Genomic DNA, 17751 nt, shown 5'->3' on the forward strand with positions numbered 1-17751 from the left:
CTGGGATAGCGCCTCACGAAGAGTCATGGCACCGATCTATCCCAGAAGTTACATAATGGTCAAGTCTGGGGCCGAGGCCACGCCCGGGGATAATGAAGGCATGCGCGCCGTAAGCCTCGTGCCCTCGGGGACCCTCCTCCTCCGCGCCCTCGGTGTGGAGCCCGTGGGGGTGAGCCATAGTTGCCCTAACCCTACAGGGCTTCCCGTCCTCACGGAAAGCCTCATCCCCCAGGGCCTTTCCCAGGAGGAGATTGACCGAAAGGTGCGGGAGGCCTACGCCCGGGGGCTTTCCCTCTACCGGGTGCGCACGGAGCGCCTCCAGGCCCTCGCCCCTGACCTCCTCGTGACCCAGGGGGTGTGCGAGGTATGCGCCCCCACGCCGGGAGAGGTGGGGCAGGCTCTAGCCTTCCTCCCCCGGCGGCCGGAGGTGGTGGTCCTCCAGGGGACGCGCCTTAGGGACCTTTTCCGGGACCTCCTTCGGCTGGGGGAGGCCTTGGGGCGGGAAGGGGAGGCGAAACGCCTGGCCCGGAGGCTCGAGGCGTCCCTCCAGGACCTGCCCCCTCCCTTGGAGCCCCCGCCCGGGGTGGTCTTCCTGGAGTGGCTGGACCCCCCGTACCTCGGGGGCCACTGGGTGGCGGAGGCGGTGGCCCTCGCCGGGGGGCGGTACCTGGGTCCGGGCCCCGGGGCACCGAGCCGGAGGGCGCGCCCCGAAGAACTTCCTGAGGCCCAGGTGGTCTTTCTCGCCTTCTGTGGCTTCGGCCTTCCCGAGGCGCTCCAGGCCGTGGAGGCCCACCTGGCCCGGGGCGGGTGGCTTGGAGGCTACCTCCGGGGGAAGCAGGCCTTCCTTCTGGACGCGGGCCCCTTCCATGCCCTCACGCCCCTCACCGTGGAGGGGGTGGCGCGGCTTGCCCGGCTCCTCCGGGGGGAGGGGGCGGAAGGGGCCTACGCCCTTGCCCCCTGACCTGGTTCAGAGGCCCTGGAGAGCTTCCCGGTCCTCCTTGGGGAGGGCCATGAAGCGGCGCTTGGCCCCTTCGGCCTCCCCCCGTGCCAGAGGATGGCCTCCTCGAGGCTTTTCGCCCGCCCATCGTGGAGGTAGACCTCCTCCCCTAAGACCTTCCGGGTGAGGCCGATCCCCCAAAGGGGCGGGGTGCGCCGAGGGGGAGGCCACCTCTTCCGCCACCCCTTCGGCGAGGTCCTCCCCAGGTTCGTGGGGTCGTGTCCCTGACCCTCCCCTTGAACCGTGCAAAAAAGCTCTCCACCACCGGGTTCCCCTTCGCCCCCATCAGGCTGTAGGAAAGCCGCTGTCCGTCCCGGAGAAGAAGCGTCCCCACCCACTCGTGGCTCAGAAAAGGACCCCCCTGGTCGGGGCGCACCAGGGCTTTGGGAAGCTTCCCCACCTGGGCCTGGAGAAAGGCCTTGGCCTCCGCCCAGGCCTCCAACGATCCGGCCCCCTCTTCCACCGGGTGGAGGGGGATGGGGAAGGTGAGGCCGCTTGCCAGGATACCCGGAGGGGGCCAGTCGGTTAGGCGGGGGCTTCCCCCCCTGTGGGAGCGCGGTGCCGCTCAAAGAGGTAGAAGGCGGCGGGCACCACGAAGAAGGTGAGGAGGGCCGAGACCAAGATCCCTCCGAACATCACCACCCCAAGCCCCTGGCCGAACTCTGCCCCCGCCCCCCGGCCCAGGAGGAGGGGTAGGCTGATGACGAAGATGGTGAGGGTGGTCATGACGATGGGGCGGAAGCGGAGGTAGGCGGCCTCCACCAGGGCCTCCTTGAGGGGCATGCGGCCAAGCCTTTGGCTCACGAAGTCCAGGTAGAGGATGGCGTTTTTGGCGGAGAGGCCGATGAGGAGGAGGAAGCCCAGGATCCCGAAGATGTCTAGGCTGTTGCCGGTGAGGTAGAGGAAGAGGAGGGCCCCGGCGATGGCCAAGGGCACGGGGAGGAGGAGGTAGAGGGGGTAGCGGAAGGAGTTGAACTGGGCCCCCATGACCAGGTAGGCCATGAAGAAGGCCAGGAAGAAGAGAAAGACGCCCTGGCCCTGGAGCTCGCGGGCCATCCGGGCGGGGCCAAAGGCCTGCCCCTCCGTGAGGACCACCTGGCTGTCCAGGATCCCCGCCTCCGTCAGGCGGCGGCTTAGGCGCTCCAGGAGGAGGGCGGGGGGCGGGGCGGTGGGGCTTGGGCTTACCGTGATCTGGGCCACGTAGAGGCGGTTTTGGCGCTGGAGGCTGGTGGGGGCTTCCTCCGGGACCAGGGCCCCCAAGGCCCGCACGGGGAGGGTCCCGGAGGCGGTGGGCACGGGCAGGCTGAGGAGGGCCTCGAGGTCAGAAAGCCTTTCGGGGTCCAGCCGCACGGTGATGGGATAGGTGAAGCCTTGGAGCTCCACCTGCCCTCCCCTTACCCCCTGGACGGCCCCCTGGAGGAACTGGGCCACCTGGGCCGGGGTGAGGCCCGTCCCCTGGAGGCGGTTGGGATCCGGGCGGAAGGTGAACTGGAGGCTCGTGGGCGTGCTGGCGGGGGTGGCCCCGAGGAGGTCGGGCTCCTGGGAGAGGAGGGCGACGGCCTTCTCCAGCCTCTCCTTGAGGAGGGTCTGGCTGGCGGAGGCCAGGTTCAAGGTGAGGCTCGTCCCCTGGAAGCCCCCTCCGCCCCCGCCCCCGGCCCCGAAGACCAGGAAGCGGGCCGAGGGCTCGTCCTGGAGGAGGGCCCGCACCCCCTGCTGGTAGAGGGGCAAAAGCTGGAAGAGGCTAGGCCTTTCCCCATGGGGCCTCAGGCCGATGACGAAGCTCGCCCCGTTCCCGGAGACCTCCGTCTGGACCGTGGCCACCTCGGGGCGGAGGAGGAAGTACCCCTCCACCCGCCCCGCCAGGGCGTTGGTTCGGCTTAGGGAGGTGCCGGGGGGAAGGCTGAGCCGGGCCCGGACGTAGCCCGCGTCGCTTTGGGGGGTGAAGGTGAAGGGGATTCTGGGCAGGAAGAAGCCCGCCACCAGGAGGAAGAAGAGGAGGCTTCCCCCAAGGACCCAAGGGGCCCGGTCCAAAAGCCCGGGGAGGCTTCGGGCGTAGGCCTGGCGCACCCTTTCCAGGGCCCTTTCCGTGTACCCGTGGAGGGTGAGGGTGAGGGCCTCGAGGAGGGCCAGGAGGCTTCCCAGAAGATAGCGCCCAAGCCCTAAGGCCAAGGGGTAGAGGAGGAGGAGGGGAAGGAGGGCGGGTTTCCAGCGCCAAAGGAAAAGGGCAAGCCCCAGGAGGAGGAGAAGCCACCCCCCTCGCCGGAAGGCCCTAAGGCCATAGGCCAGGTCCTCGGGGAGCGCCCGAAGCCTCTTCCAGGCCCCCTGCCAGGTGAGGGGCTCGGCGTCCGGGGTGTAGGCCATGCGCACGGTGAGGAAGAGGAGGGCCTCTAGCCAGGACATGGCCACCGCCGCCGCAAGCCCTAGGGCGAACTGCTCCACGTACCGCCCGGCGAACCCCCCTATGAAGCTCACGGGTAGGAGGACGGCTAGGAGAGAGAGAGTCGCCGCCGCCACCGCCGAGAAGACCTCGCTCGCCCCCACCAACACCGCCCGCATCTGGTCCAAGCCCTGGGCCCGGTACCGCTCCACGTTCTCGGCCACCACGATGGAGTCGTCCACCACGATGCCGATGGCCACGATGAGGGCGAGGAGGGAGACCAGGTTGAAGCTAAAGCCCAGAAGCTGGTACAGGATGGGGGCGGCGGAAAGGGAGATGGGGATGGCCAGGATCACGGTGAAGGCGGTGTTGAGCCGCCCCAGGAAGAGGAGGACCACCACGGCCACCACCGCCGCGGTGAGGAAGAGCTCCCGGTAGGTCCGCTCCAGGGAGGCCCGGATGGGCAGGGTGGTGTCGTTGCTGTAGAGGACCTGGTAGCCCTCGGGAAGCCGGGTCTGGGCCAGGGCCCTCTTGACCCCGTCCACCACGGCCACGGCGTTGCTCCCCGAGGCCTGCTGGACGGAGACCAGGACCACGGGGTGGCCGTTAACCCGGGCGTACTCCCCGGCCTCCGCCCGCACCTCCACCCGTCCCAGGTCCCGCACCCTTATGCCCCGGCTTGGGTCCACCAGGAGGTCGCCCACCTCCTCGGCGCTTTGGGGCAGGCTCCGGGTGGCGAGGCTAAGGGTGGTGCCCGAGCGGGTGAGGCTCCCGATGGGGTTTTCCACCGTGGAGGCCTGGAGGGCCTGGGCCACCTGGCTTGGGGTGAGGCGGTAGGAGGCCAGCCTGGCCGGGTCCAGGTAGACCCACACCCCCCGCTCTGGCCCCCCCTGGAGGGAGACGTTGGCCACGCCGGAAACCTGCTGCAAAAGGGGCAGGAGGACGTCCTGGGCGTAGGCGTAGACCTCCTCCAGGCTCTTCCCCGGAGCGTAGAGGCCGAACTCTAAGACGGGCTGGGCGTTGGGGTCAAAGCTCTGGACGGCGGGGGGGGTGGTGCCCGAGGGGAGGCTTCGGGCCGCCGCCGCCACCTGGGCCGCCACCTGGTTGAGGGCGCTCACACGGTCGGTGTCGGGGCCGAAGGAAACCACCACCCGGCTAAGGCCCTGGCTGCTGGTGGCGCTAATCTGGCTGATCCCCCCAAGGCGGCTTACGGCGTTTTCCAGGACCTGGGTCACCTGCTGGTCCACCGTGAGGGGGCTTGCCCCCGGGTACTGGACCGTGACCGAGACCACGGGGATGTTCACCGAGGGGAGGAGGTCCACCCCAAGGCTTCGCGTGGCCAGGAGGCCGAAGGCCACCACCGCCCCGAAGAGGCCGATGGAAAGGACGTAGCGGGCCACGGAAAAGCGCACGAAGGGGTTGATGGGCACCATGGCTTACCTCCCCTGGCCGCCCGTTACCGGCGTCCCCTCCAGAAGCCCCGGGGGCGGGTTCACCACCACCTGGGCCCCGGGGGAAAGCCCCTCCACCGCCGCCTGGTCCTGGGCCTGGGCCAGAAGGCGCACCCCCTTGCGCCGCGCCACCCCTTCCTCCACGGCGTAGACGAAGAGCTCGGCCCCGTCCGACTGCAAGGCGGTGACCGGGACCAAAACCCCCCGGGCCAGGGTCACGGTGTAGACCACCGTGCCCGCCGCCCCCAGGGGGAGGGGCTCCTCCGGGGAGGCCTCCAGCCTTGCGGTGAGGGAGACGCTTCCCGAGACGGCCCCGCCGGGGTTCTGGTCCACCCGGGCCCGGTAGGTCCTTCCCCCGTAGCTAAAGGCCACCGGGGTGCCCACGGGGAGGAGGGCCGCCTCCTCCGGGGGCACGCCGAACTGGACCCTCCGCCCCTGCGCCAGGGTGAAGGCCGTGGCCCCGGGGGCCAGGTACCCTCCCGGCGCCGCGGCCACGGAGAGGACCTCCCCGGCGAAGGGGGCGCGGAGGGTGGCGTTTTTTAGGTTCAGCTCCGCCTGGGCCACCTGGTTTTGGGCCTGCTCCACGGCCACCCGGAGGGCGGCCAGGGTTTCCTCCCCAGCCCTCTCGTTTTGCGCCAGGGCCGCCTTCTGGGCCTCGAGGTTGGCCTCCGCCTGGGCCAGGTTGGCCTGGGCCTGGGCGAGCTCCGCGTCGGAAAGCCCGCCCAGGGCGTGGACCCGCTTGGCCGCCTCGTAGGCCTTCTGGGCCGCCTGGTAGGCGGCCTCGGCCTGGGCCAGTTGGGCCCTTAGGCGGGCGCGGGCCTCCTGGATGGAGCGGGTCTGGGCGGCCAGGTTGATCTCCGCGCTCTTAAGGGCCGCCTGGGCGTTCCTTAGGGCGATCTCCAGGTTCGTGGGGTCCAGCTGGACCACGGCCTCGCCCTGGGCCACCCGGTCCCCCGGGGCCTTGAGCACCCGGGCCACCACCCCGCCCACCTGGGCGGGGACGTTGACCTGGAGGTAGGGGACCACCGTGCCCGCCGCCTGGCGGCTTGCGGTGAGGGTCCCGGCCTCGGCCCGGGCCAACTGGACCTGGAGGCGCACAGAGGGGAAGGGGCCGCTTTCCCGGCCCGGGGCGGCTTGCCCGGCTATGGGGCTACGGGTGGCTTCCCGTTGGGTCCCCAAGGCCGCGCCGCCCTCGCCCGAGGAGGGGAGGCTAAGCCGCCCCAGGAGGACCCCTACGGCCAGCACCAGGAGGAAGAGGGCGATGCGCCGGGCCATGCTTCACCTCAGGAGGCCGGTGAGGTCCTGCCCCGCCGCCAGGGAGAGGGCGAGGAGGGCCCGCCAGTAGGCGTTCTGGGCCTGGAGGAGCCCGTACTCCGCGGTGAGGACCGAGACCCGGTCCGTTTCCACCTGGAGGGCCGAGACCGTCCCCGCCCGATAGGCGGCCTGGTCCTGCTCCAGCACCTTTCGGGCGTTTTCCAGGCTATTCTGCGCCAAGGCGATGGCCCCGTAGGCCGCCTGGGCCGCCTGGTAGGCGTTTTTTAGGCTGGTGAGGGCGTTCTGCTCGGCCACGGCCAATGCCTTGCGGTTGTTCTCCAGGGAGAGCTGGGCGGTCCTTAGGGTGAGGGCCGGGGTGTAGTCGTTGTCGGAAAGCTTGACCCGTAGCTCGTCGTAGGCCACCGCCTGCCGGGCCTGGAGGACCTGGGGGAGCCTTTCCAAGACCCCCTGGCTTAGGGCCTCCAGCGCCACTTGGAGCCTAGGGGGCTCGGGCGGGGGAGCGAGGGGGGTGGGGCCCAGGTCGGAAAGGCCCAACAGGGTGGCCAGCTGGGCGGCGAGGATGGGGGTCTGGCCCTGGGCGGTGGCCAGATTCTGCCGGGCGGTGTCCAGGCTGGCCTGGGCCCGGGCCACGTCCAGGCTGGTGGCGTTGCCCGCAGCCTGCCGGGCCTTGGCCACCTGCAGGTTCCGCTCCGCCAGGGCCACCTGGGCCTTGAGCACCCCGATGTTCTGCTGGTTCTCGTAGAGGGAGAGGTAGGCGTTTACCACATCCCGCAGGACCTGGATCCGGGTGTAGGCCAGGTTGGCCTGGGCCAGGGCGTAGGCCTGCCGGGCCTGGGTTAGGTCCAGGATCAGGGTGGTGGGGTCCTGTTCCTTGGCCTTCAATTGGATCTCCGCGTTCTGCAGGGCCACCTGGGCGGTCTGCAGGGTGGGGTTCCCTTGGAGGGCCGCCTCGAGGGCCTTTTCCAAGGTTAGGGCTCCAGGCTGCTGGGCCGCCCCGCTTAGGGCGAGGGCCAAAGCGCTCCAAACCGCAAGCTTTCTCATGGGTTCACCTCCTTGAGGTAGCTTTCCAGCCGCAACTGGCCCAGGGAGCGCCTTAAGGAGAGGTAGGCCAAATAGGCGCTCACCCGGGCGCTTTCCAGGTTGTAGGCTGCCTGAAGCCGGGCGGTCTCCGCCTGGGCCACCTCCAGGGGGGTGGAGAGGCCCGCCTGGAGGCGTTTTTGGGCATCCCCCAGGGTCTGGTCTGCGGCCAAGAGGGCCTTCTGCGCCGCTTCCACCTGGGCCAACGCCGCCAGGTAGGCGGCGTGCCGCCCCCGGATCTCCGCCTCCGCCGCGGCGAGGGCCTGGACCAGGGCCGCCTTCTGGGCCTCCAGGTTGGCCTTCGCCTGGGCCAGGCTGGCCTCGAGGTCGGGGGCGAGGAGGGGGAGGCTCAGGGCCAGGCTGGCCCGCAGGCCCTTAGGCCCGCTGGCCTCGGGGACGTAGGTGGCCGAGGCCCCCACCTGCCCCGTGCCCAGGTTGAGGCTTAGGCCCAGGCTGGAGCCCGTGCTGGCCCCCACCTGGCCGTAGCTTAGGCTCAGGCTTCCCTGGGGAAGCCACCGGGCCCTTTCGGCGTAGGCCAGGGCCTCCTCCGCGTCCTTAAGGGCGTTTTTCGCCCGCTGGATCTCGGGCCGGTTGGGGAGGGCCTTTAGGGCCTCCTCCAGGCCCAGGGGAGATGGGGGCGGAGGAGGGGAGGTGGTAGGGGGAGGCCCTGAGGGCTGGCCCAAGGCGGCGTAGAGGGCGGCCCGGGCCGAGGCCTCCTGGGCCTGGGCTTGGGCGAGCTGGGCCTGGGCGCGGGCCAGGTCGGCCTCCGCCTGCCTTAGCCCCTGCTCGGAAAGCTGCCCCTCCCGGCGCTTGGCCTGGGCCACCCGGTAGGCCTCCTGGGCTACCTCCAGGGCCTTTTGGGCCACCTCCAGGTTCTTGGCGGCGAGGTAGGCGTTGAAGTACTGTTGGAGGAGGCTCAAGAGGAGGTCCATTTCCCCCGCCTCCCGGCTCAAGGCCGCCCGCTCCAGGGCCCAGGCGGCCTGGCGGAGGGCCTCGTGGGCGGGGCCGTAGGGCAGGGTGAGGAGGGTAAGGTTCGCCGTGAGGCCTTCGCTGAGGGTGCTTTGCCCCTCCAGGGCTAGGTACCCCAGGCTCCCCCCGGCGGAGGCCTTGAGGCCCAGGGCCGCCTGGGCTGCCTGGTAGGCGGCCTCGGCCTGGGCGTACTGGGCTTTAAGGGCCAGGAAGCCCGGGCTTTGGGGGAGGAGGCCCAGGGCCTGGGGTAGGGAAAGCCCCTGGGCTAAGGCCAGGGCGAGGAGGGGAAGGAGGGCCAGGGCGCGCATGATCTGAGTCTAGGGAGGTGCGGTTAGACCTAGGTTAGGACCGGGGGCCTAGGCTAACCCAAGTTGCCAAGGGTTTCCTGTGCCAGAAGGCCGAGGTTGTGGGCCAGAACGAAGGGGACCAAGCCACGCTCGCAGTACCCGTTCTTCGTTCCGCCCTCCTCCGCCAGGAAGACCTCGCGCTCCAGCTCCATCACCGTTTCCAGCACCTGCTTGACGACTTCCCTGACGACCTCATCCAGCTTCGGTCAATGCTAAACTTGGGCATGGGGTACCTCCCGTCTCTCTTATAGGTACCCCCTTTTGCTTAAGTGGGCTTACACAAAATCTGCAACGCTACCGGCCACGTCCACCTCCAGGCACCGGGCCACCCAAAGGGCACCCTCCTTCCAGAGGTGGGCGGTGAACTTCCGCTTCACGGCCCCATGCTACGTCAGTAGCTCACTCCCACAGGAGGGCCCTTTGCCCTTTAGCCCCTGGGCCGCCCGGCCTCGAGGCCCCGCTCCCGAAGAAGCCGCCAGGCGAGGAGAAAGGCCGTGAAGGCCAGGGCCGAAGCCAGGAGAAAGGCCTGCCCCAAGGCATGGGCTAGGACCGTCCCCGTGCTCTGGATCCGCTCCCCCAGGACACCTCGGAGGAGGGCTACCCCCGCTGCCCCGCTCAGGGAGCGGGCAAAGACCAGGGCCGAGGTCAGGGCCCCAAGCTCCTCCTTGGGTGTCCTCTCCTGGGCGGCGAGGAGGAGGGTGAGCATGCTGAAGCCCATCCCCACCCCTGCGAGAAACCCGAAGGGAGCCGCCAGGATGAGGGGCCACCCCGGGGCTAGGGCGTACCCTAAAAGCCCCAGGGTGAGGAGGCCGAAGCCCAGGAGCGTGAGCCTTCCTACCCCCGCCCGGAGGAGGATCCGAGAGGCGGCGATGGAGGCCAGGGTCCAACCCACGGTCATGGGGGTGAGGAGGAGGCCCTGAGTGGTCGGTCCCGCGCCCCGGGCGTGGGCAAAGAGGGGCACGTAGGCCACGGAGCCGAAGTAGGCCGCCCCTGCCAGGAGGTTCCCCAGGAAGGCCACCCGGGGAATGGGTTCCCGGAGGAGGGGCGGCAGGAGGGGCGGGTCTCCCTTGGCCTGGTAGCGGAAGGCGGGGAGGAGGAGGAAAAGCCCCACGAGGGCGAGAGGAGAGGCCCCCTCCAGGCCGAGGATTGCCAGGCCGCTGGCCGCGGCGAAGGCCAGGGCAGGCCCCAGGGCGAGCTTTCCCCTGGCCCGGGGGCCGTCCCGGTAGGCTCCCGCCACCAGGTAAGCGGCCGCGAGGCCGAAAGGGAGGTTGAGGTAGAAGACCCAGCGCCAGGAGGCGTAGGTGGCGATGAGCCCGCCCAAGGTGGGCCTGAGGAGGCCCAGGGGAAGGGTTTCCCGGTGGAGGGGCTTGGGGACTGGCTCCGCCTCCTGCCCCTCTCCCAGGTCCGGGGCAGGGTGGACGCGAGGCCCGTCCTTCCCTGGGCCACCCGGATCTTCCTGGGCCAGCCCCTGGACCCCAAGGACCTCCTGCCCCTTTGGCTTCGGGCGGCGGAGCGGGCCTACCGGGGGGATACCACCCTCCACGCCTCCCGCCCGGGCCCCCAGGAGGCCTTGGACCGGGTGGCCTTGGGGGCGGGGTGGATCTGGATTCTGGTGCGGCTTGGGCTTTGGGGAGGAAGGATGGGAGAGGTGAAGAGCGCGTTTCCTTTGGGCGAAGAAGAGGAGGTCTTCCGGACCTACGGCTTCGGCCCCCTCGAGGCGGGCCTCTACCTCCTGGGCAAGGCCATGGAGGCGGTGGGCCAGGCCCAGGCCCGGCTTTACCAGTACCGCAAGGAGCCCCTTTTGGAGGCCCTGGGCTGGCAAGGGATGAGCCTGGTGCGGGTGCGCCACCTGGTCCCCGAGGTGATGGCCAAGGCCACCCATTACCTAGAGGGCGGCGACCTCACCCGGGTCCTGGACCTCCTGGGCCGGGCCACCGACCTCCTGGAGCGGGGGGGCGGGGGGCTTTCGGAGCGGGAGATCCCCTACTACATCCTCATGGGCTACGCCCAGGCCCGGAGCCAGCGGCTCCGGCAGAGTGGAAAGGAGGCGGAGCATGCCTGAGAAGGTGCCCGGTGCAGCCCGCAAGCCCCGGGGACCTCTTCACCCTGGTGGGAACGGGGGGCGGGCCCTTTCCCTGCGCTTCGCCTAGGGGGTGGTCCGATGCCCATGCTGGAGGTTTTGGTCTATCGGGAAAAGCCCCTCACCCGGGAGGAGAAGGAAGCTTTGAAGAAGGAGGCCGAGGCCATCTTTCAAGAGGTCCTCGGCACCCCCAAGGGGCGGCTTCGGGTTTTCGTCCTGGAGGAGCGCCAGGCGGAAACGGATAAGTGAGCCCGGGAAGCGCTTCCCTTTCGGGACCAGGGTTGAGGTAGCGCACCAGGAGGCTGGTGTCTGCCAGAACCCTCACGCCTCCTCCTTCCAGGAGGCTTTCCAGGCAGCCTCCCGGGCCTTGGTGCGGGTTCTGAGGTAGGGGAGAGGGTCTTAGGCGGAGCCGCAGTTCCCACGCACGTGGGAAGGGGGCGGCGCTAAGGGGCCGCACGGTGGTTTCGCAGCGTGGAGTGCCCGGGATTAGGGCCCCCACCGCAGCTTTAGCTGCGGTGGGGTACTTAGAAGGCCCTCACCTCCACCCCCTGGGCCTCTAGGGCCTCCCTCACCACCCGTGCCACCTCGGGGGCGTTGGGGTTGTCCCCGTGGATGCAAAGGGTCTCGGCCCGCACCGCCACCTCGCCCCCGTCCAGGGCCTCCACCTTCCCTTCCAGGACCATGCGCACCGCCCGCCGGGCCGCCTCCTTGGGGTCCGTGATCCAGGACCCCGGCAGGGAACGGGGGGCAAGCTGCCCGCTTCGCAGGTAGGCCCGCTCGGGGAAGGCCTCGAGGACCACCCTTAGCCCCGCCTTCCGCGCCTCTTCCTCGTAGACCGTCCCCGGGAGGACCACCAGGGGAAGCCCCGGGTCAAAGGCCTTCACCGCCAGGGCGATGGCCCGCGCCGTCTCCCGGTCCTTGCAGGCTTTGAGGTAGAGGGCCCCGTGGGGCTTGACGTGGTGGAGGGGAAGGCCTTCCGCCCTTAGGAAGGCGTAGAGGGCCCCGATCTGGTAGAGGACGTCGGCGTAGACCTCTTCCGGGGAGAGGGCCATCTCCCTTCGGCCGAAGCCCACGAGGTCGGGGAAGCCGGGGTGGGCCCCTACGGCGACGCCATAAGCCTTGGCCAGGCGCACCGCTTCCCGGATGCGGCTTGGGCTTCCCCCGTGGAAGCCGCAGGCCAGGTTGGCGGAGGTCACCCAGGGAAAGACCGCCTCGTCCTGGCCGTAGGTGAAGGCCCCGTAGGACTCGCCCGCATCTGCGTTCAGGTCCACGGTCATGCCCCTAGCTTAATCCCCGCCCAGGGCCTCTCGGGAAGGCCTCCGCAGGGTGGTTTAATGGGGGTATGGCTATGCGGGCCATGGTGCTCACCGAGGTGGGGCGGCCTCTGGTCCTTCGGGAGCTTCCCGTGCCCGAGCCGGGCCCGGGCGAGGTTCTCCTTAGGGTGGAGGCCTGCGCCGTCTGCCGCACCGACCTCCACATCGCCGACGGGGAGCTCCCCCCGCCCAGGCTTCCCCTGGTCCTGGGCCACCAGGTGGTGGGCCGGGTGGTGGCCTTGGGGGAAGGGGTGGAGGGGCGGCTTGGGGCGCGGGTGGGGGTGGGGTGGCTGGCCTCGGCCTGCGGGGCCTGCAAGTTCTGCCGGAGGGGAGAGGAGAACCTCTGCCCCGAGGCCCGCTTCACCGGCTACCACCGGGACGGGGGGTATGCGGAGTACACCCTGGCCCGAGCGGCCTTCACCCACCCTTTGCCCGAGGGGGACCCGGTGCGCCTCGCTCCCTGGATGTGCGCCGGGCTTATTGGCTTCCGGAGCTACCGCTTCGTGCGGGACCGGGACCCCATAGGCTTTTACGGCTTCGGGGCGGCGGCCCACCTCCTCGCCCAGGTGGCCCGTTACGAGGGGAAGCGCTTCTACGCCTTCGTGCGCCCCGGGGACGAGGCGGCTAAGGCTTTCGCCGAGGCTTTGGGGGCGGCCTGGGCGGGGTATTCCGACGAGGAGCCCCCAGAGCCCCTGGAGGGGGCCATCATCTTCGCCCCGGTGGGGGCCCTGGTGCCCAAGGCCCTGAAGGACCTCGAGCCCGGGGGGGTGCTGGTCCTCGGGGGGATCTACATGAGCCCCATCCCCTCCATGCCCTACGCCCTCCTTTGGCAGGAGCGCCAGATCCGCTCCGTGGCCAACCTTACCCGGGAGGACGCCCGGCTTTTCCTGGAGGTGGCCCCTAAGGTCCCCGTGGTGCCCGAGGTGGAGCGGCTTCCCTTGGAGGTGGCCAACGAGGCCCTGGAGGCCTTGCGCCAGGGGCGGCTTCGGGGCTCGGCGGTGTTGGTTCCTTGAGAGGAGAGTTTGATCACGAGCAGGTAAAATCGTGAAAAAATTAACAAACACCCCTACGCCACCCGCCTTCCCCCCAGGTACACGGCCACCACCCGAAGCTCTTCATCCAGGACCACCAGGTCCGCCCGCTTTCCGGGAGCGATCTTCCCTCGGTCCCTAAGGCCCAGGTAGCGGGCGGGGAAGAGGGAAAGCCTGAAGGCCGCCTCCTCCAGGGGCACTCCCCAGGCCACCAGGTTCCTCAAGGCCTGGTCCAAGGTGAGGGCGCTTCCCGCCAGGTGCCCCTCCAGCCACACCCCATCGCCTCTCTTCTCCACCTTCTGGGACCCCAGGGTATAGGCCCCATCGGGCATCCCCGCTGCCATGGTGGCGTCGCTGACGAAGTAAAGCCCGGGGATGCTCCTCAGGGCCAGGCGCACCAGGGCGGGGTGGACGTGGAGGCCGTCGGGGATGAGCTCGGCCCACCGCCCCCGCTCCAGGGCGAGCCCCGCCACCCCGGGGGCGCGGTGGTGGAGGGGAGGCATGGCGTTGAAGAGGTGGGTGAAGCCCATAGCCCCTACTTCAAGGGCCTTCAGGGCCTCCTCGTAGGTGGCCTCGGTGTGGCCCAGCTGGACCCGCACGCCCCGGGCCACCAGGAAGCGGAGAAGGTCCAAGGTCCCGGGGAGCTCGGGGGCCAGGGTGACCACCCGCACGGGGGCCAGGGCGAGGAGGCGCCGGGCCACCTCCCGGTCGGGGGGAAGGGGGAAGGGGGGCTGGGCCCCGAGGCGGTTTGGGGAGAGGAAGGGGCCTTCCAGGTGGGTGCCCAGGAGGGCCTCGCCCAGAGGGCCTTCCCGGGCTTCCCGGATGCCCCTTAGGGCCCGCTCCAGCTCGGGGAGGGGGGCGGTGAGGGTGGTGGCGAGAAGCCCCGTGGTGCCGTGGCGGAGGTGGAAGGCCAAGGTGCCTTCCACCCCTTCCCGCCCGGCCATGACCTCGTGCCCCCCGCCCCCGTGGACGTGGAGGTCCAGGAAGCCAGGGAGGATGTAGGGACCGTCCACGGGGGCTTCCTCCAGGGCTTCTATGCGGCTTTCAAAAAAGAGGCGGCCCCGGAGGAAGCCCTTTGGCGTGAGGATCCTTCCTTCAAGCAGGCTCGCCTTCCCCCTTGCGGGCCACCAGGGTGAGGACGGTGTAGGCGGCCACCGCCTTGCCCTCCTGGTTCACCACCTCCACGGCCCACTCCACCACCCCCGTCTTCGCGTCCCGGGGACGCTTGCGCTTCACCGTGAGTCGGGCTTGGAGGGTGTCCCCAACGCCCACGGGCTCCAGGAAGCGGAGGTCCTCGAGGCCGTAGTTGGCCAAAACGGGCCCCGGGGCCGGGTCCACGAAAAGCCCCGCCGCCGCCGAGAGGACGAAGTAGCCGTGGGCCACCCGCTTCCCGAAGAGGCTCTCCTTGGCGGCGATCTCGTCCGTGTGGGCGTAGAAGTGGTCCCAGGAGAGGGCGGAGAAGAGGGTGATGTCCGCCTCGGTGACGGTGCGGCGGTGGGTGGTGAGGGTCTCGCCCACCTCCAGGTCCTCGTAGTACTTGCGGAAGGGGTGGACCCCGGCGGGCTTCTCCGCCCCCTTGGCGTACTCTCCGGTGAGGGCGGAGAGGAGCCAGGGGTCGGCCTGGAGGGCGACCCGCTGGAGGTGGCGCTTCACGGAGAGGAGCCCCCCAAGCTCCTCGCCCCCGCCCGCCCGGCCTGGCCCCCCGTGGAGGAGGCGGGGAAGAGGGGAGCCGTGCCCTGTGGAGGAGGCCGCGGTGCGGGCGTTCAGGATGTGAAGCCGCCCCACGTGGGGGGCGAGGGCCCCCAGGTAAAAGCGCGCCTCCTCGGGGTCGGAGGTGGCGAGGGTGGCCACGAGGCTCCCCCCGCCCAAGGCGGCAAGCCGCGCCGCCTCCTCCCGGCTCCCGTAAGGGAAGAAGGTGGCCACGGGGCCGAAGGGCTCCACCTGGTGGAGGGCCTCGGCCCAGGGGTCCTGGGCGAGGAGGAGGGTGGGGGGGAAGAAGGCCCCGTCCTCCCTTCCCGGATGCTTCCAGTAGACTTGGGCCCCCGCCTCGAGGAGGGCCGCCACCGCCTTTTCCACCTCCGCTCTTTGCTCCAAGGAGGCCAAAGGCCCAAGGTCCACGCCCTCCTCCCGGGGGTCGCCGAGCCTCAGGGCCTCGAGGCGCTTCTTCGTTTCCTGAAGCAGGGCCTCCAGGCGGTCCTTGGGCGCCAGGACCCGGCGGATGGCGGTGCACCGCTGCCCCGTCTTGATGGTGAGTTCTTGGGCGATCTCCTGGGCGAGGCGGGAAAGCTCCTCCTCCGTGGCCTCCTCTCCCAGGATGGCGGGGTTTAGGGAGTCGGCCTCGGCGTTGAAGAGAGCCCCCCGCTCCAGGAAGGCCGGGTGGCGGCGGATCCGGTCAGCGGTGGCCTTGGAACCGGTGAAGAAGACGCTGTCCCGGTGGTCCAAGGCGTCAAAGAGGTCCCCCACACCCCCCACAAGGAGCTGGAGGCTTCCCTCGGGGAGGAGGCCCGACTCCAGCATCATCCGCACCAGGGCCTCGGCCACGTGGGCCGTGGGGGTGGCGGGCTTCGCCAAGGTGGGGACCCCCGCCAGGAAGGCGGGGGCGAACTTCTCCAAAAGCCCCCAGACGGGGAAGTTAAAGGCGTTGATCTGGACGGTGATCCCCCCCTTGGGGGCGAGGAGGTGCCTCCCTTGGAAGGAGAGGTCTTTGGAGAGGGGAAGGAACTCGTCCTCGGGGAGGAGGTTGCCCTCGGGGAGGTGGCGGGCGAGGGAGCTATAGGCGTAGAGGACCCCGATCCCTCCGTCCACGTCGTACCAAGCGTCCCGCCTCGTTCCCCCCGTGGTGGCGTAGAGGCGGTAAAGCGCCTCCTTCCGCTCGGAAAGGTACTGGGCCAGGGCCCTAAGCCTTCTTCCCCGTTCCTGGAAGCCTAGGGCCAGAAGAGCCTTCCCTCCCACCTCCCGGCCCCAGGCCACGGCCTCCTTCACGGGAAGGCCCTCCGCCGTCACTCGGGCGAGGACCTCCCCCGTGCTGGCGTCCCGCACCGGGAGGCCTTCGCCCTGGCCTTCCCGCCACTCGCCCATGAGGTAGCTTTGTAGCTTCATGGCATGTCCCTTCTAGACGGTCTTGAAAGCCTCAAACACCTCGCCGCAGGCGGCGCACTGGTAGAGCATCTTGCAAAGGGTGGCCCCGAAGGCGTTCTTAAGGGCCACCTCCCGGCTTCCGCACCGGGGACAGGCGGGGTCCTCTTGGGCCATGGGAAGGGGGAGGGGCGGGGCGATGCCGTAGCGAAGAAGCTTCTCCCTAGCCTCCTCCGTCATGGCCTCGGTGGACCAGGGGGTGCGGGCCTCCTCCACCTCCACCTCCTCGGCCCCCGCCTCCTTGAGGGCCTTCGCGATCTCCTCCCGGATGAGCCTTAGGGCGGGGCAGCCCGAGAAGGTGGGGCGGAAGCGCACCTTGACCCGTTTCCCCTCGGCCTCCACCCCCAGGACCATCCCCATCTCCACGATGTTGAGGACGGGGATCTCCGGGTCCTTCACCCCCTTTAGGGCCTCCCAGTACCGCGCTACCACGCCTTGGCCTCCGGGTCCCAGCGGGCCACGGACTGCATCTCGGCGAGGAGGGACCATAGGTACTCCGTGTGTTCCTTGCGGCTTTTGGGCACGTAGCCCCTTTCCGGCACCCTAAGCCCCGAGCGCTCCAGATGGCGCGTGGCCTCCTCCAGGTAGCGGTCCTGGAGGGCCTTCAGGTCCGGCACGTACCCCGCCTCCACCAAAGCCTCCTCCCCTTCCAGGGGCACGAAGAGCTGCTTGGCGTAGGGGAAGAGGGTCTCCAGGGCTTCCTGGGCCCGGGCGTGGCTTTCCTCGGTGCCCAGGCCCAGGCGCTCCATCCAGAGGGCGGAATGCCGGAGGTGGAAGCGCTCCTCCTTGAGGATCCTTTCCGCCGCCTCCGCAAGGGGGGGGTAGGCGCTCCTTCGCGCCTCCTCCAGCCAGAGGTTCTCGTAGAGGTCAAAGAGGTACTGCCGCACCATGGTGAAGGCCCAGTCCCCCTTGGGAAGCTCCACCAAGACGGCGTTTTGGTACTCCAGGGGGTCGCGGAAGAAGACGAGCTGGTCGGGATCGGACCCGTCCAGCTCCCGCCTCAGCTCCAGGTAGAGCTTGGCGTGGCCCAGCTCGTCCTGGGCCAGGTTGGCGATGGCGATGTCCTCCTCGAGGATGGGGGCGTGGGCCACCCACTCGGAAAGGCGCTGGGCCAAGACCACCTCGTCGTCGGCCAGGGCGGTGAGCTTGGCGATAAGGGGTTCCCTAAGGCCTGGGTCAAGCACGGTCCACCTCCTTGGCGGTGATGAGGCCGTAGTAGCTCTGCAGGCGGTAGGTCTTGTCCTTTGCGGGGGCAAACCAGCTTTCCACCACCTCGGGCGTGGGCTCGGTGCCCACCACAAGCCTTTCCGGCACCGCCCAGAAGGCCACCCCCGGGGCCTGGAGGAGGGCCTCGAGGACCGCCCCCCTAGGCCCTTTGGCGAGGAAGCGCCCCACCAGGTCCCCGTAGACCATGCTCCGCCGGTGGCTCCGCTTGGCGAAAACCCAGTAGGCCTCCTCCTCCCCCTCCTCCTCGGGCTTTAGGTCCTTTAGGCCTTCCTGGCTCACGTGGAAGAAGGCTTCCGCCGGGGCCACGAAGAGGGCGTAAGCGGAAGGCCGCCGCACGAAGACGTGCCGGGCGATGAGGAGGGCGTGCTCGGGGTCGGTGGCGTGGACCGAGCCCACCATCTGGGGGACACTCCTTGGAGTGTCCTGCTTGATCACCTCGTACCGGGACCACTCCGTTCCCCACATAAGGCCT

General features: G+C 69.9%; 16 protein-coding genes and 1 pseudogene. 4 read left to right on the forward strand and 13 right to left on the reverse strand.

Features of this window, described 5'->3' with window-relative positions:
• The first annotated feature begins 100 nt into the window (after positions 1–100).
• A complete protein-coding gene (locus IEX93_RS01485) occupies positions 101–961 on the forward strand; it encodes a TroA family protein (RefSeq protein ID WP_188845707.1) in 861 nt (286 codons plus the stop codon).
• Here IEX93_RS01485 and IEX93_RS11840 read toward each other — a convergent pair.
• The 7 genes and pseudogenes from IEX93_RS11840 to IEX93_RS01525 form a co-directional block, all read right to left on the reverse strand.
• A complete protein-coding gene (locus tag IEX93_RS11840; protein WP_371863141.1) occupies positions 943–1335 on the reverse strand; it encodes a di-heme oxidoredictase family protein in 393 nt (130 codons plus the stop codon). The genes IEX93_RS01485 and IEX93_RS11840 overlap by 19 nt on opposite strands.
• A gap of 187 nt (positions 1336–1522) precedes the next feature.
• Complete coding sequence (locus IEX93_RS01495; protein WP_188845709.1) at positions 1523–4807, reverse strand: efflux RND transporter permease subunit; 3285 nt, start codon at positions 4805–4807, stop codon at positions 1523–1525.
• A gap of 3 nt (positions 4808–4810) precedes the next feature.
• Positions 4811–6100 carry an efflux RND transporter periplasmic adaptor subunit gene (locus tag IEX93_RS11690; RefSeq protein WP_188845711.1) on the reverse strand — a complete coding sequence of 430 codons (1290 nt, stop codon included), beginning with the start codon at positions 6098–6100 and terminating at the stop codon, positions 4811–4813.
• Positions 6101–6103: 3 nt separating this feature from the next.
• Positions 6104–7141 carry a TolC family protein gene (locus IEX93_RS01505; protein ID WP_188845713.1) on the reverse strand — a complete coding sequence of 346 codons (1038 nt, stop codon included), beginning with the start codon at positions 7139–7141 and terminating at the stop codon, positions 6104–6106.
• Complete coding sequence (locus IEX93_RS11695) at positions 7138–8454, reverse strand: TolC family protein (protein WP_188845715.1); 1317 nt, start codon at positions 8452–8454, stop codon at positions 7138–7140. The genes IEX93_RS01505 and IEX93_RS11695 overlap by 4 nt, the downstream gene beginning before the upstream one ends.
• Positions 8455–8570: 116 nt before the next feature.
• Positions 8571–8719, reverse strand: a pseudogene (locus IEX93_RS01515) (IS256 family transposase); the annotation flags it as partial.
• 201 nt (positions 8720–8920) lie between these two features.
• Positions 8921–9814, reverse strand: a complete 894-nt coding sequence (locus IEX93_RS01525) for an MFS transporter (protein ID WP_188845717.1) — start codon at positions 9812–9814, stop codon at positions 8921–8923.
• Between the two features lie 36 nt (positions 9815–9850).
• Here IEX93_RS01525 and IEX93_RS01530 point away from each other — a divergent pair, with 36 nt between their 5' ends.
• Together IEX93_RS01530 and IEX93_RS01535 are read left to right on the forward strand one after the other, a co-directional pair.
• Positions 9851–10555: a TM1802 family CRISPR-associated protein gene (locus IEX93_RS01530; RefSeq protein WP_188845719.1), complete on the forward strand. Its 705-nt coding sequence runs from the start codon at positions 9851–9853 to the stop codon at positions 10553–10555.
• Between the two features lie 105 nt (positions 10556–10660).
• Positions 10661–10822 (forward strand): hypothetical protein, encoded by a 162-nt coding sequence (locus tag IEX93_RS01535; protein WP_188845968.1) that lies wholly within the window; start codon positions 10661–10663, stop codon positions 10820–10822.
• 275 nt (positions 10823–11097) lie between these two features.
• Here the strand turns inward: IEX93_RS01535 and IEX93_RS01540 are convergent, their stop codons facing one another.
• Positions 11098–11850 (reverse strand): LamB/YcsF family protein, encoded by a 753-nt coding sequence (locus tag IEX93_RS01540; protein ID WP_188845721.1) that lies wholly within the window; start codon positions 11848–11850, stop codon positions 11098–11100.
• A 71-nt stretch (positions 11851–11921) separates the two neighbouring features.
• Here IEX93_RS01540 and IEX93_RS01545 point away from each other — a divergent pair, with 71 nt between their 5' ends.
• Positions 11922–12899 (forward strand): zinc-dependent alcohol dehydrogenase family protein, encoded by a 978-nt coding sequence (locus IEX93_RS01545; protein ID WP_229906068.1) that lies wholly within the window; start codon positions 11922–11924, stop codon positions 12897–12899.
• Positions 12900–12952: 53 nt separating this feature from the next.
• Here IEX93_RS01545 and nagA read toward each other — a convergent pair whose 3' ends face one another.
• Genes nagA through IEX93_RS01570 form a run of 5 tightly spaced genes read right to left on the reverse strand, consistent with a single transcriptional unit; the run spans position 12953 to position 17744 of the window.
• The gene (nagA, locus tag IEX93_RS01550) at positions 12953–14020 is read right to left on the reverse strand and encodes an N-acetylglucosamine-6-phosphate deacetylase (protein WP_188845959.1); all 1068 of its coding nucleotides are present in this window, start codon (positions 14018–14020) and stop codon (positions 12953–12955) included.
• Complete coding sequence (paaZ, locus tag IEX93_RS01555) at positions 14013–16016, reverse strand: phenylacetic acid degradation bifunctional protein PaaZ (RefSeq protein ID WP_188845725.1); 2004 nt, start codon at positions 16014–16016, stop codon at positions 14013–14015. Before paaZ ends, nagA begins: the two co-directional genes overlap by 8 nt.
• Before the next feature lie 12 nt (positions 16017–16028).
• Complete coding sequence (gene paaD / locus IEX93_RS01560) at positions 16029–16484, reverse strand: 1,2-phenylacetyl-CoA epoxidase subunit PaaD (RefSeq protein ID WP_188845727.1); 456 nt, start codon at positions 16482–16484, stop codon at positions 16029–16031.
• Positions 16478–17236, reverse strand: coding sequence for a 1,2-phenylacetyl-CoA epoxidase subunit PaaC (gene paaC, locus IEX93_RS01565; protein WP_188845729.1), 759 nt, complete (start codon positions 17234–17236; stop codon positions 16478–16480). Before paaC ends, paaD begins: the two co-directional genes overlap by 7 nt.
• On the reverse strand, positions 17229–17744 hold the full coding sequence (locus IEX93_RS01570) for a phenylacetic acid degradation protein (protein WP_188845731.1): 516 nt from the start codon (positions 17742–17744) through the stop codon (positions 17229–17231). The genes paaC and IEX93_RS01570 overlap by 8 nt, the downstream gene beginning before the upstream one ends.
• Positions 17745–17751 lie beyond the last annotated feature (7 nt).

The organism is Thermus composti, from assembly GCF_014647535.1.
Classification (GTDB): Bacteria; Deinococcota; Deinococci; order Deinococcales; family Thermaceae; genus Thermus; species Thermus composti.